This is a genomic window from Staphylococcus sp. NAM3COL9 (assembly GCF_001431205.1).
Taxonomy (GTDB): domain Bacteria; phylum Bacillota; class Bacilli; order Staphylococcales; family Staphylococcaceae; genus Staphylococcus.
This window is the reverse complement of record NZ_LGPC01000011.1, coordinates 258,895-274,946: the sequence shown is the minus strand read 5'-3', so window position 1 is coordinate 274,946 and position 16,052 is coordinate 258,895. Positions and strand designations below refer to the sequence as shown.

Annotated in this window: 10 protein-coding genes; all 10 read right to left on the bottom strand. The window is 31.5% G+C overall.

The features are described from left to right. Position 1 precedes the first annotated feature (1 nt). The 10 genes from rbsD to parE all read right to left on the bottom strand — a co-directional run bounded on the left by rbsD (position 2) and on the right by parE (position 15,927). The gene (gene rbsD, locus ACA31_RS04240; protein ID WP_057512122.1) at positions 2-391 is read right to left on the bottom strand and encodes a D-ribose pyranase; all 390 of its coding nucleotides are present in this window, start codon (positions 389-391) and stop codon (positions 2-4) included. A gap of 43 nt (positions 392-434) precedes the next feature. Continuing rightward, positions 435-1,433, bottom strand: a complete 999-nt coding sequence (locus ACA31_RS04235; RefSeq protein WP_057512121.1) for a LacI family DNA-binding transcriptional regulator — start codon at positions 1,431-1,433, stop codon at positions 435-437. Between the two features lie 312 nt (positions 1,434-1,745). Then, complete coding sequence (locus ACA31_RS13455; RefSeq protein WP_253721361.1) at positions 1,746-1,889, bottom strand: hypothetical protein; 144 nt, start codon at positions 1,887-1,889, stop codon at positions 1,746-1,748. 450 nt (positions 1,890-2,339) lie between these two features. Then, complete coding sequence (gene mprF, locus ACA31_RS04225) at positions 2,340-4,865, bottom strand: bifunctional lysylphosphatidylglycerol flippase/synthetase MprF (protein ID WP_057512120.1); 2,526 nt, start codon at positions 4,863-4,865, stop codon at positions 2,340-2,342. A gap of 803 nt (positions 4,866-5,668) precedes the next feature. Then, complete coding sequence (locus tag ACA31_RS04220; protein WP_057512119.1) at positions 5,669-6,895, bottom strand: AI-2E family transporter; 1,227 nt, start codon at positions 6,893-6,895, stop codon at positions 5,669-5,671. Between the two features lie 333 nt (positions 6,896-7,228). Further along, entirely contained in the window at positions 7,229-8,326 is a 1,098-nt protein-coding gene (locus ACA31_RS04215; RefSeq protein WP_057512118.1) for an acyltransferase family protein, read from the bottom strand. A 495-nt stretch (positions 8,327-8,821) separates the two neighbouring features. After that, positions 8,822-9,676, bottom strand: a complete 855-nt coding sequence (glcT, locus tag ACA31_RS04210; RefSeq protein ID WP_057512117.1) for a glucose PTS transporter transcription antiterminator GlcT — start codon at positions 9,674-9,676, stop codon at positions 8,822-8,824. 158 nt (positions 9,677-9,834) lie between these two features. Further along, positions 9,835-11,280 (bottom strand): alanine/glycine:cation symporter family protein, encoded by a 1,446-nt coding sequence (locus ACA31_RS04205; protein ID WP_057512116.1) that lies wholly within the window; start codon positions 11,278-11,280, stop codon positions 9,835-9,837. Between the two features lie 253 nt (positions 11,281-11,533). Beyond that, entirely contained in the window at positions 11,534-13,936 is a 2,403-nt protein-coding gene (gene parC, locus ACA31_RS04200) for a DNA topoisomerase IV subunit A (protein ID WP_057512115.1), read from the bottom strand. Further along, entirely contained in the window at positions 13,933-15,927 is a 1,995-nt protein-coding gene (parE, locus tag ACA31_RS04195) for a DNA topoisomerase IV subunit B (RefSeq protein ID WP_156393428.1), read from the bottom strand. Before parE ends, parC begins: the two co-directional genes overlap by 4 nt. Positions 15,928-16,052 lie beyond the last annotated feature (125 nt).

Sequence of the window (16,052 nt, the reverse complement as noted above, 5' to 3'; positions counted from 1 at the left end):
CTTAAAATAAAACACCGCTTGTTATTACAACATTAGCAAAAGGTTTAGCTTCACCCGTGCGAATGATGGCTTTAACTGTTTTACTTTGAACTTTAAATTGCTCATGTGATGTCATTTGGATTTCAATATTTTCAGCTGATAATGTCTGATACAATGCATTATTTTGCGTTATCATTTCTTCAGCTAATATCATTTGTTCAATTTCCATATGCGCTTTTATAAGATTAAATACTTCTATAAAAGAGGGCTTTCCAAATTCCAATGCAAGATCAATCTTTTTCACACCTTCTGGAACTGGAAGTCCACAATCTGCAATGATAATTTGATCAGTATGTCCTAAATCACTTAACAATTTTGAAATTCCGCTATTTAATATACCTGTCTTATACATTCAATCCCTCCTATTTTTTATGTAACCCGTTACACATTGTGCATTAAAATCTTGTACTTTCCCTCCGCTTCACTGTAATCGCTACTTGGTCAACATGATTCTCGTCTCTCTCATCATATAAATTAAGGAGTTTCGACACAGCAAGTTCACCTATACGATATGCCGATTGATCTATAGTTGTAATTTGAGGAAATGTCATTTTTGAAAATGGTATATCATCATAACCAACAAGCTGTATTTCTTTTGGCACTTTAAATCCATGTTGTTGAATCACACCCGATATTTTAATCGCAATCAAATCATTACTACATATAATGCTATCGATATGATTTTGACGTATTTGTTTAATGAATTGTACTTCGTCATCTATTTGATCTTCTTCACAACGACAAAATGCCACATTATATTGATTAAGTACTGCTTCTACGCCATTTACGCGTAATTGGAATGCAGCTACATTTAAATCAGAATGCACGATTAATACGTGCTGTGCTTGTCCTTCAATGATTACGTGTGCTTGGAGTTGACCGCCTTCAAAATGATTTGTAGAAATCCCTTTATTACCATCATTGGTACGATCAACAAATACAAAAGGAATACCATATGAATTGAGTGTATTTTCAATTAAATTTTCATTTAGTGCTGTGGAAATCATACCCGTACAATTGTGTGCTACAAATGTAGAAAGATAATTTTTCGCTTTATCAGTATCGTTATCGCTATTACCTATCAATACTTGGTAGCCGTGTGCCAAAGCGACATCTTCTACACCACGAGCAATAAGTGTAAAAAACGGATTACTAATATCTGGAAGCAATAATCCTATCATTTTAGATTTCCTTTTATATAACGTACGTGCCGCTTCATTCGGTTGATAATTCAGCTGAGTAATCGCACTTTCAATTTGTGTTCTTGTTCGGGCTTTTACGTAACCATTATTATTGATTGCTCTAGAGACAGTTGCTACAGAGCAACCTGCCAATTGAGCCACTTCTTTAATTGTTGCCAATAAAATCACCTCAATTAATGTAATCGCTTTCATATTACCACAACTTTTTTTAATTTAATAGAACAATCGTATGTTTTATTTATTAGATTAATTTTCTGTAGATATATTTGCAGTTTTAAAAATCTCTTTTCAAAAAATAAAAAGCGGTATTCTTTTAACTTTAAAATACCGCTCTAGCATATCAATATCTTTATCCAACGAGATGTAATGTCGCTCAACACTATGACTATTTATCTTTGTGCATCCCCTTTGCTACATTATGATAACCATGTCTTGTATCACGATTCATGAAATCTGTGCTAAATTGCTGCGCTAACACATCTATTTTAGGTGGATGGCCGTTACTTATTTCTTTGTTGAGATCATTAATTTGAGAAACTTTTTTGTCCCTTTAAAATTAGAATTAAGGGATTGGTATAAAAACGTGCCCGCAACGATTAATGCAATGACTAATAAGGCTAAAATAGTACCAATTATGATTTTCTTCATTTTAATACGCTCCAATATTTTTAATTTATTCTATATCTTACTACAAATGATAGACTCATTGAATCTATTTTTAATATCAAAATAATTATAATGCGCACTTATTTTTCATCGAGCGCTCCCCTTATAAAATAGTAATAATACAATTTAATTTCAAAAAGAAATTATGTAGATAAAATGTCATTTTTTATTTGAATAATCTTACTCCCTACCATTGAAAGCGTTTTCTAATGGTGATATATTATGATTATACCTTAACAAAGGGGTAACGAGAAATTCATATATAGTTAGAGTCAAATGATATTTAGAGCAGTTCTACCAGTTAGTTTATTTAAAGTAGTTAATAACTTCTCCAGATATTAACTATAGAAACCATTAAACACTTTTAAACTCCTTAAAAAAAGCAACCAGCACATAAAACTTGTGTTGGTTGCTTTTATATTTATTACTTCTTTATTTATGCTTTCTAATTACACGCATCACCTTTAACATACTAAGCCATAATGAATGATGTTTCCTATAAACTAAAAATCTCGGTTCCCAAATAGGATTGAATTTCTCTTTGTATCTTCTGAGACCTTGAAATCTATACAAATCATTAAAATGTTCAAACACTCTACCTGCGATTTTCTCTCCATAAAATGAGAACGGCACTTGCCCTACATTAGATAATGTAGCCATACCCATATTAAAATGTTCATAATTATGCGCTTTTGCCCATAACAACATATTCAAATATAAGCCATCCATTAAAGGTAACTCAATGCCTGGCTTCCAACGAATTAAATCTACAGAAATTGTTGCTTTGTAATACGTAGGCATTAAAGTACAAAATGCGATGATAGATTGATCTTTATCTTTAATGACCGCTATAGGCGCTTGCGATAAATAATTTTCATTAAAGCTACCTACAGAAAAATGCATTTCATTTTTTTCTGCTAGCCAATCATCGCTAATTTTTTTCAAATCCTCAAGTAATCTGGGTGAAAATGGTGGGTCTAACACTTCAAAAGTTAGATTAAGATCATCAAACTTATTTAATGTTGCACGTAAGCCACGCTTCTTTTTACCTGATGTAGTAAATGTAGTTAAATCTATAACCGCTTCTTCACCTAACTTAAAAAATTGATTGCCAAAATTATGATAAAGTGACATATATTTATCAGTTACTTGATAAAATATCACATCGTAACCTAAGTATTGTGCTTCGCGATAAAACATTTCTAATAATTCATGAAATGATTCTGGATTTCCTACTGGATCACCCAATACAATATACGCACTGTATTTATAACGATACATAATAAATGCATCTTCTTTTTCATTGATAAAACAATGCTTGTCTCCACTATACATTAAATGGCTTAAGTAATTACCACCATATTGCACTATGATTGCTTCGCACAATTCAATATTGTTACTTTTGTTCTTTACTCTATAACGATACTCAAACCACCAGACGATTGCGCCCACAATAATAGCAACGAGTAAAATCGTGAACCAAAAATGATACCTTAATATTGAACTGTCCATTTCCAAATGATAAATATCTAATGTATAAAATGTCCCATCTATAACAATATGATTGATATACAAAATAAGCGCACCAACAGCGACACTTAACCACAACCTAGTATATCTAAATGGTCTTTTAATCGTATTCGAGCGTCTATAAAATACCAAGAGTAGGACAAACATAGCTGCAAGCCAACTCAGTAGTAAAAAAGAAGCATAAGTATAAGCTGTAGCAATAAATATTAAACTAATCGAAATCATTGAAAATAAAATAGCCCGTTTAGAAAGATAATATACACCAATTATATTCAATAATAAAAGTAAACATGCAGATGTATGCACTGATACGATAATGTAATAAATATAATGATTCGGATCATATAAGCCATCATATATAATGGCCATATTATTTAAAAAACATATTAATCCTGTATACATCAGCAATATTGCAATTGAAAATGATGGCACTCTTACAATAATATCTTTTTGATACGATGCTAAAAGTGATGTCATATCTTTCACTGGTAACATAAGCTTTGAATCTTCCCAATAGCGTTTTGCAGTACTCCTGAACTCAAATGTAGAAAGCATCAACGCGATTAACACTGGAAATAAATAATATGCGAAACGATAAAGTAGTAATGATAAAACGATTTCTTCTTCCGGTACGTTTAGACTTTTCAAACCTAATAATACGACTAAATCAAAAGTGCCAAAACCGCCGGGGATAAAACTAATCAAACCTGATAGTGACGCTATAATAAATATGCCCATAAATATAGAGAATGGTATTTGTATGCCTACAATGACTAAAGCCATGTATAAGACGAATGACGCTATAATCCATTCAATACCAGAAACAACTGTGCAATAAAAGCCAAGTAATTTATGTGATTGTTGTACTGGTTTTACATAAGTTACTATAATAAATAGTGGTAAAAATAGCGCCACAATATACAATAACCAGTGAATCCATGGAAACGGACTAAATATATGCGCCACGTCAAATACGTGAATCACTACAAGGATAGACAGTAAACTTAATCCTGTTAACATAGATATTAAAACTATAGAGATTGTATGCACTAATGCCTTTTTATCATCGGATGCGTTCTTATACAATAGAAAACGTACACTTGCACCAATAAAACCTCCAAAGCCTAAGACAGCATTAAGCGAATTAACAATATAACCAATACGAATGGTTTTTAATAAAGAGAGCTTCAACTTTAAAGTTTTTACTAAGAGAACGTCATAGAGTGATAATACAATAATAGATAGACCACCGCTTAAAAATAATGCAACTAACCATACTCTATTAATTTGTCCAAATGATTTTACTGTTTCTTTAAGATTAATATGCGAAAGCTCTTTATAAAATGTGAAAATAACAAAAATAAATAACGTAACTGCAAATACTATTTTTAATATAAAAAATAATTTATTTCTTAATTCTTTAGTCATATCTTCACTTCTCTTTTCAATGTTTCTATAGTGTCATAAAAAATATAGCACAACAATAAAATATAATAAATAATTCTTTAATGACATCTACATAACATAATTGTTAGGTGGATATTCATTTAAATCCTTTATACGATATACAGTGAAGTTGTTATGAAATTCAGAGCATATAAAAACGACAAAGCTTCCGTTTTCATTAATATTTTACACCTTAATATTAATATTACTCATTTATTTTATCACATTTATTGTATTGTAGGATAAAATAATAAGGTTAAGTAAAGTTTAAATAGCTTCTCAATTTATTATTCTAGGAAGTTATGTATATCGACTGTTTAGATATTAATAGCCGTCGTCTCACATTATTGCGTCTGTGACTTTGTAAGAGACTTTATAACACAAACAATCAGAATGTGTTCAATTACCTACTTAAATATTTGAATCAACTGATATTATTGTACAAATTTTGTAAAGGGCTGACACCTAGGGGAATAGCATGAGTGAGATATTACAGGCTCGATCTATACCTCAGGCAAGCATACACTTTCAAAATTGGAAATTTTCTAATAAAAAAGGAGCGGGGATACGAAATCAAATTCTGATTTCGTATCCCCGCTCTACAAGGTTGGCTAGAAAAAGTAATACAAGAGCTTGAAACAAATTCATTTAGATATCAGACAGCTACTGTGCAATCCATTAGAAAAACTAATATGTTGGTATTTTTAAATTGAGAATAAGATATTTATACCTAGATTCTTATTTGTATCTATGCACTAACTAATTGTATTGAAGATACGCCTATATTAACGAACTTCTTCTTCTGATGAGGTTTGATACTCACCTGCATCTTGACCATAATATTTATTATATCTACGTTTATACATAGAATATAAGTGTGAAATGAGTACTTTTAAAATGGCGTAAGCAGGGATACCTAAAATAACGCCAACTACACCGAGTAAGTTACCCGCACTTAACAAGATAAAAATAATTGTTAGTGGATGTATTTTCAGTGTTTTACCCATTACATTCGGTGAAATAAGATGACCTTCGATAAATTGTACAGCTGTCCACACGAGAATTAATTTTAATAACATAATTGGAGAAGTAATTAACGCAATAATAATTGCTGGTGAAATCGCAATCGTAGGACCAATATATGGTACTACACTCGTTACAGCTGCAATTGACGCTAAGATTAAACTGTAATCTAATCCGATAATGCTATAACCAATAAATAATAAAATTCCAATACATAACGAGACAACAATTTGTCCTTGAATATAAGAACCTACTTGAACACCCATTTTATCTAATAAATCATGAAAATCTTTTCTGAATTTTGGTGGCATTAATTTTGTAGAGAAATCTTTAAAGCGATAGCCATCTTTTAACATAAAGAATAATATAAATGGTGTTGTAGCTATTACTACGCCGACATTCACTAATGCTTCAGCGAAGTTCTTGATTTTTGATCCAAAACCATTGAAATAATCAGAAACCATAGATGGCAATTTTTTGGCTAAAGTATCAAGTTGATCTTGAATCTGTGTGTAAAAATTAGATATCACAGAAAATTTAGTGAGACTATCAATAAATTGATTCACTTTATCGACATAATATGGGAAATTATTACCAAAACTTTTAAATTGGGAACCAATCACTGGGATAAGTAAATTAATTGCCAATGATATTACACCAACGATGAGTAAGAATAATATGATAACGCCCCAAACTCTCGATATATTATATCTTTCCATTAAATTGACTAATGGATTTAATAAGTAATACAGAATAATCGAAACAATGATTGGTGCTACAAGTGTATTAAATACAATAATAAATGGTTTGAAAATGTAAGAAACTTGATCAAATATAAAAATTGCAAAACCAACTAATATTAAAATCAACAAACCAAAAAGCAAATCTTTACCGCCTAGAAACTTCATGAAGCGGGTCTCTGGAAAACTCAGTTTTAATTTATCTTTTCCACTCTTTTTTTCTTGTCTGATATTATCTTCATTCGACATAAACTCACCATACCTTAATTTAATTCTTAAAATGATGCGAAACGTAGTACAAAACTACGAACATAAAAATGCATTGTCGCTTTATTTACTAATATTAACACATTCGTCATCTTCCAAACATATATTTTACCACATTATATATCGTAAGAATCTTTTTGAGAAATTATACACATAAATAATGATACAACAATACTTCCATTATTTTGTACTACTATCTCTTTAAAAAAGTAGTTGAACTGAAGATTAAATAAAAAAGAACAAACCAAACGTGATGATTTGCTTGGTTTGCCTAAATGATAGTAGATTCCACAATAATGTGAAAGTACTAAATTATTAATTTAAAGTGGGTTCATTTTCACGAACTGGTTCCTCAGCGATAACTGTATTTTTATTAGTCTTCTTTTTAGGAATCGGAACGATATAATTGCCATAAGGTAATTTTCCAATTAAGTATACCAATAATACAGATAGTGCAACTGCTGCAATAAAGACGCTCATGAATTTACTTTGTGGTGCTATGTTTTCTACGATTGGTAATCTTTTTACGAATTGTATGGCAACATAATGAACTAAGTATATTCCCATTGAATAGTTACCAATTACAGTCAACGTATTTAATACAACTTTATTTTTCTTAACATGCTCATACATGTAATTAAGAAAAACAATAAAGAAAGGAATATAAATAATATTCGAAATTGTGATTGAACTATTGAGATTATCTAAATCAATACTTATGAGTAAGTCTATAAATAATATCGCAATAATTATAGTAAGAAACGTTTTATACTTAAATATCAATTCTTTTATTTCATTATAAAATTTAGCATATACAATGCCTAGCATAAAGAATGAAATCCAATTCAAAACAAACAATTTATCATTAACAAAGCGTTCGATTCCTCCGCCCCCCAATGAAATTGGCTGAATTACGATCCAAACAACGTTGACAATGGTCGCTAAAATGAAAGCCAATATAATTGGCCAACCTTTTTTGAATTTATGTACAAATGGAAAAAGAAAATAAAATTGAATGACAGTCAAAATAAAGTATAAATGAAAATTAGCTTTACCATAAACGAAATAGTTAATTAAGTTACCATCTTCTTCAAGGTTATGTAAAAAATATTCCCTATATAATAAATAAAAAATCGTCCAAATTATATAAGGAATAAAGATTTTACTAAATCTAGATTTCATAAAGTAATTTAAACTAAATCCCCTGTTAATTACTGATATAGTCAATAAAAAAGCACTAATAACAGCAAATACAGGCGTGCCTAATCTTGCAATTTGATTGATATAACCTAAAGCGTCAGAAGTAAATTCGCCAGTTGAAGCTGAATAACTAATACTATTGACTGTATGAATTGCTACAACTAACATAGCAGCTACTGCTCTTATAATAGGAACTTCATCATAATACTTCACGCAACTGTAGCCTCCTTACTCATAATTAACCTGAAGATTAAGTCTATAATGTTCATCATAAGCTGTAAACCTTGTTTGCGTTGAAATAACCAATCTTAATACATTATTATATGTTATTTAATATTGGCTATATACTCTTTACATTTCAACCTTTTAAAAAGTAAAATTAATTTTTATTTAAATTAAATAACGTTTTTAAATATCATCTTTAATATTCAAAAATAGAGACTGAGACTTAAGCTTTTCAGATAACTAAAAAAATGATGGTTTCTACATAAATAAAGTAGAAACCATCATTTTAAGATGATAACATGACGCACCATTAAAGAGATTGAATGCTTAGAATTATGTTTTTGGAATGCTTTCAACAATTTGAATAACTGTATGAGCGAGAGACTACGGGCTCGAGCCATGCCCCAGGCAAGCATGCGCTCTCAAAATCAGAAGATTTTAAAAAAGAAATTTTTATTATTTTTGATTTTGTAATAAATTAAATTATATTTGATCTGACGTTTTATCAGCCATAAAATGATAAACATGTAATGTTAAATAAATGACCTCTGCCTCATATATAGTAACATTTAGTTCTTGTTGCAACATTCTCATTATTTTCATAGCGATATTAAAACACAAAGGGTATTGCGTTTTTAATAATTCTTCAAACGCACTTGTTTTTTGCAGTACTTCCCCTTTATTTAATCTTCTTATTAAAAATTGAATGTGCCTAATAAACCGTTGATATTGAACCGTTTCTTTATCTATTGTATGTTTCAAATCATGCTCTAAAATAAAAATACTTTTATTAATTAACTCATTTATAGTTTCCATCTCACGTATGGACACTGTTTCAGTATTAGAAGCAATATGTAATGCGATAAAACCAATTTCATCTTCTGGAAAGTTTACCTCTAAAACATGATTTAATCGTTCAATTACTTTTTCTGCTATTTCATATGCTTCACTATATAATTGCTTTGTTTCCACGACAAATGGATTATTAATTAATTGGTTTTGTTTCATACGCTTATATGCAAAAATAATATGATCTGTTAGCGAAACAACCAATTTTTGATTATCTATTTTCATTACCGAATTGGTAATAATATTTACTGCATCGATCACGGCTTGTATCAAGTTATCATCAGCTAATTCGACCAATGTTTTATAGTGGTCCTGTTGTGATTTTTGATCTAATATATATACTTTTTCAATAGATTGGCTTTCATGTAATGTCATTCCAATCTTTTTATTAAAACCAATGCCTTTTGCAATTAATACATATTCTTGCTTTTCATTAGTACAAATAATTACATTGTTATTTAAAACCTTTGTAATAAGGTAAGCACTCATGTCATTCATCCTTCTTATTATGTCAATAAGCATTATATAGTGAAAATTATAAAATTGAAAGTAGTAAAGCGCTTTTCTATTAATTTTATAGTATGATTCCATTAAAAAACTATGCATTTCCATTTTATAGAAAATACATAGTTACTCACTTTATATAATTATTTCTTTTTCATGCCCCAGCTTTCAATGCCAAACAAATTAATTTCTAATTCTTCCGGTTTAAAGATAGGTTTTTTACCTGCTTTACGTTGACGTTGGTAATCATTCATAACTGCAAATGCAATATTAGATAGTCCTATAATTGCGACTAAGTTGACGATTGCCATTAAGCCCATAAATACATCAGCCGTGCCCCAAACAGTTTCCGTTTTAATTACCGCACCTACAAATACGAGTACAACAACTAAACATCTAAAAATAAATAATAAGGCTTTATTTTTAGATAAAAATTCAATGTTTGATTGTCCATAGTAATAGTTCCCTACTACAGATGAAAACGCAAATAAGGTTATTGCTACTGTTAAGAAAATACCACCCGCATTACCTAAATGTTCATTAAGTGCAGATTGTGTTACTGCAACACCTTGCGCCGCATTTTCACCAAATTCTAATCCTGTATATAATAAAATCATAATCGCAGTTGCTGTACAAACAAGCATTGTATCAAAGAATACACCTAACGATTGAATTAAACCTTGTTTTACTGGGTGAGGAACGGCTGCTGTTGCAGCAGCATTAGGTGCTGAACCCATACCAGCTTCATTGGAGAACAAACCACGTTTAACCCCTTGTAAAATTGCTGCACCAACAGCACCACCAGTCGCCTGTTCAAATCCAAAAGCGCTCTTAACAATCATAGTAATCATTGGAATAATTTGGTCATAATTGATAAACAAAATAATAACTACAAGACCAATATATATGATTGCCATAAATGGTACGATAATTGATGATATTTTAGCAATACTGCGTACACCACCAAAAATGATAATGCCTGTTAGTACCGCTAAAATAATACCCGTTACAGTAGGGCTTACATTATATTGTGTTTTTAATGATTCAGCAATTGTATTAGATTGCACAGTATTAAAAACAAATGCAAATGTCACTGTAATTAATATGGCAAATAAAACACCTAACCATTTTTGATTTAAACCTTTTGTTATGTAATAAGCTGGTCCACCACGGAAACCACCATCTTCATCAGGCACTTTATATACCTGTGCTAAAGTTGCTTCTATAAAAGCACTCGCTGCACCAATCAATGCAATAACCCACATCCAAAAAACTGCACCTGGGCCACCGAGTACAATTGCGGTTGCAACACCTGCAATGTTACCAGTACCTACACGAGACCCAGCACTTATTGCAAATGCTTGGAAAGGCGAGATCCCTTTCTTACCATTATCTAATGTTTCAGGTTTTTCGCCAATGGCACGAAACATTTCTGGAATCCATCTTAATTGAACAAATTTAGAACTAATAGTAAAGTATAAACCTGCTGTTATTAGTAGCCCAATTAAATATTGCGACCAGATTAAATCATTCCCGACTTGAACAAAAGTTTTGAACCAATCTGGAATTAAACTATCAAAATTACTCAATTTAATCCCTCTCAATCTATATAATTTAAATTTCATAGAAAAATCAAGAGATTTATAGTTATTTCATGTACATATTAATAATCAAAATGCATATGTGGACATGAAAGTGAGCGAAGATTTAATAGTGCTTAGCTAAAAGCCTTGCACTATTATATTTTGCTCCACTATAAATCTCTTGGCTTTGTTTTTCTTTCACCTAAAAGGTATTTTATCACTATATAGTTGTATTTACTAACAGTTTTTTCAATTCATATTATTTAACAACTAAACTTTCCACTTCTCCAAAGTCGTTAATATCTACGATAAAACTACCATTTGTGTATTGTTCTGATAGATGAATGTCTTTAATATTTCCTGTTTCTTGTTGTTTATTTGAATAGATTGTATATTGCTTTTGTCCTGGCTGGACAACTTCGGCAGCTACAATACGATGAGGTGTTTTCTTAAGTTCTTTCAATAATGTAAGTCCACGTTGTGCACGTTTTGCTGTTTGTAATACTTTAAATCCTATACGTTTTAATGAACCTCTTTGCGTCGCCATTAAAATTGAATCCTTTTCAGATATCAATTGTGTAAGCACTGCATAATCTTCATCTTTTAAGTTAATAGATTTAACACCAGCTGCCCTTAAACCAGTATCAGAAAGTTCATCACTACTATATGTTAATGACATACCTTTATGTGTAAGTACTGTAATCAGTTGTGGATCCTCTATACGCATGACATTAATTATTTCATCATCAGTTTTTAATTTCATTGATACTAATGGTTTATTAAAGCGTGAAGTTTTGAACATAGAAACATTACTTTTCTTAATCATACCATTACGTGTTGCAAGAACATAAAATGCTTCAGGTTTAAAGTCACGTTCGCAAAAGACGTCTATGACATGTTCACCTTCATCTATAGGTACGATTTGTGATACGTGTTGACCCAAATCTTTCCATTTGATTTCTGATAGTTTATGCACTGGAATATACAAGTAACGTCCTTTATTAGTAAATACAAGTGCTGTATCTAAAGTATTAACTTCTTGATATTTCAGCAGCTCATCGCCTTCTTTAACACCAACTTCTTCGGCGCCACTTGCATTAAAACTACGTAAAGAAGTTCGTTTTATATAACCATGTTTTGTGACACTCATAATTACAGTTTCACTTGGTATCATAACTTCTTTATCAATTTTAATTTCCGTAATTTCCGCTTCAATTGAAGACAAACGTTTTTGTTTATAGCGATTTCTTATTTCAGTTAATTCTTCTTTAATAACATTTAATAAGGCATCATGATTATCTAGGATGTTTCTTAAAGCTTCGATAGTCTTTTTCAATTCATCCTGTTCATTTTGTAATTCAACAATATCTGTATTTGTAAGACGGTACAATTGCAACGTCACAATTGCTTCAGCCTGAACATCACTAAAATCATATTCAGCTACTAAGTTATTTTTAGCATCTTTTTTATTTTTAGAACTTCTAATGAGTTTTATGACCTCATCCAAAATAGAAAGTGCCTTCATTAAACCTTCAACAATATGCATTCTACTTTCAGCATGATTTAATTCATAACGCGTACGTTTTGTCACAACGTCAATTTGGTGATTGATATAGCTGTCAATAAATTGGCGTATGCCCATAAGTATAGGACGTCCATCACTAATCGCAACCATATTAAAGTTATATGCAACTTGTAAATCGGTATTCTTGTATAAGAAGTTCGCCACCGCTTCACTATTTACATCTTTCTTCAATTCAATTGCTATACGCAAACCAGTTCGGTCTGTTTCATCACGTACTTCAATAATACCGTCTACTTTTTTATCTGCGCGTAACTCATCCATTTTTTTAACTAGTGAACTTTTATTCACTTCATATGGTACTTCAGTAACGATAAGCTCTTTTCTACCATTTCGTAGTTCTTCTAATTCTACTTTAGAACGGACAATGATTTTACCTTTACCTGTTTCATAAGCTTTCTTAATACCATCAATACCTTGGATAATACCACCAGTAGGAAAATCTGGTCCTTTAATATATTTCATCAATTGACTCACTGTAATATCAGGGTTATCAATATATTTAAGTGTGGCTTGTATTACTTCTGCCAAGTTATGAGGTGGTATATCTGTTGCATAACCTGCAGATATACCGGTACTACCATTAATCAATAAATGAGGTAATCTTGCTGGTAAGACCATAGGTTCCATTGTTGTGTCATCATAGTTCGGCATAAATGGTACTGTTTCTTTATTAATATCTCTTAATAGTTCTTCTGAGATACGACTTAATTTAGCTTCCGTATAACGCATAGCTGCCGCTGGATCATTATCAATACTACCATTGTTACCTTGCATTTCGATTAATACATGGCGTAATTTCCATTCTTGACTCAGTCGAACCATTGCATCATATACAGAGGAGTCACCATGTGGATGATATTGTCCAATGACATCACCGACAGTTTTAGCACTTTTACGGAAATTTCTATCATACGTGTTTCCACTTGAATACATTGCATATAGAATACGTCTTTGAACAGGTTTGAGCCCATCACGAACGTCTGGCAATGCACGCTCTTGAATGATGTATTTACTGTATCTACCGAATCGATCGCCAATAACATCTTCTAGCGATAAATCTTGAATTATTTCACTCAATTTATTTCCTCCTCATCGGGGTTTTCCTGTTCTAAAATTTGAATTTCATTATTATCCAAAATACTTTGTTCTTGTTGTAAGCCAAATTCAACATTTTTTTCAATCCATTCACGTCGTGGTGCAACTTTATCACCCATTAATGTGGTCACACGTTTAGAAGAACGCAATTCATCTTCAATTTGTACTCTAATTAACGTTCGAGTTTCAGGATTCATTGTTGTTTCCCACAATTGATCGGCGTTCATTTCACCAAGACCTTTGTAACGTTGTAGCGTAAAACCTTTACCTAATTTATTTTGTAATTGCTCTAATTCTTCGTCAGTCCAAGCATACTCAATTTTTCTCGAAGCACCTTTACCTTTTTCTAATTTGTATAAAGGAGGTAGCGCAATGAATATTCTCCCAGCTTCTACTAAAGGTTTCATATACTTAAAGAAGAATGTTAATAACAATACTTGGATATGTGCACCATCGGTATCTGCATCTGTCATGATGATGATTCTATTATAATTGCTATCTTCAATTTTAAATTCGTTACCAACACCTGCACCAATTGTATGGATAATTGTGTTGATTTCTTCATTTTTGAATATATCATCAAGTTTAGCTTTCTCTGTGTTTATCACTTTACCTCTTAGTGGTAATATAGCTTGATACTTACGATCTCTTCCTAATTTAGCAGAACCACCTGCAGAGTCACCCTCTACTAAGTATATTTCTTTCTTCTCAGTATTTTTACTTTGTGCAGGTGTTAACTTCCCAGAGAGTAATGTATCTTTTCGTTTATTTTTTTTGCCTGAGCGTGCATCTTCTCTTGCTTTACGTGCTGCTTCTCTCGCTTGTTGGGCTTTTAGTGCTTTTTTTACTAGAGATTTAGATAATTGCCCTTTTTCTTCTAAATAATACGGTAATTTGTCAGACACAACAGAATCAACCGCACTTCTAGCTTCCGGAGTACCCAATTTAGACTTGGTTTGTCCTTCGAATTGAAGTAATTCTTCCGGAACACGTAATGATATAATTGCTGTAAGCCCTTCTCTTATATCGTTACCATCTAGATTTTTGTCTTTCTCTTTTAATTCGTTAATACGTCGCGCATAATCATTAAATACACGTGTCATAGCTGATTTAAAACCAACTTCATGCGTGCCTCCATCTTTAGTACGTACGTTATTAACAAAACTCAAGATACCTTCTGAGTATTGATCATTATATTGAAATGCTACTTCTACTTCAATTTTATTCGCTTCACCAGAAAAATTAGCGACTTCGTGTATCACTTCTTTGCCTTCATTAACATAACTCACAAATTCTTTAATGCCATCTTCATAGTGGTAGACATCTTCACGTTCTTTACCAGCTCTTAAATCTCTAAGCGTGATTTTTAGGCTTTTAAGTAAAAAAGCCGACTCTTGCAATCGTTCACTTAACATATCGTAATTAAATGATGTTGCTGTTTTGAAAATTTCAGGATCCGGTTTAAACGTTACTTTTGTACCTGTTCTTTTTGTTTTACCATGTTTTTCGAGTCCTGATGATGGTTTACCACCATTTTTAAAACTTTGGGTATATATCGTGCCATCTCTACAGATTTCAACCTCTAACCATTCACTCAGCGCATTGACAACTGATGCACCTACGCCGTGTAACCCACCTGAAGTCTTATATCCGCCTTGTCCAAACTTACCGCCTGCATGAAGTATCGTGAAAATGACCTGAACAGTAGGTTTTCCTGATGCGTGGATACCTGTTGGCATTCCACGTCCATTATCTTCTATTGTAATACTTTCATCTTTATTGATAGTTACTATGATTTCACTACCAAAACCGTTTAATACTTCATCGACGGAATTATCGACAACTTCATACACTAGATGATGTAATCCACGTTTATCGGTAGAACCAACATACATACCAGGTCTTTTTCTTACGGCCTCTAATCCCTCAAGAACCTGTATGGAATCATCCGAATAGTTATTTTGTTTATTCATTGCCAATCGTTTCGCCCTCCTACAAACATACGTTCGTTTTTAAAACTATACATTAGTTATTCTTATATAAATCCGGATAAATTGCAAGCACCAAATCATTTTTCGAAAAATAATTCATTCCTTTA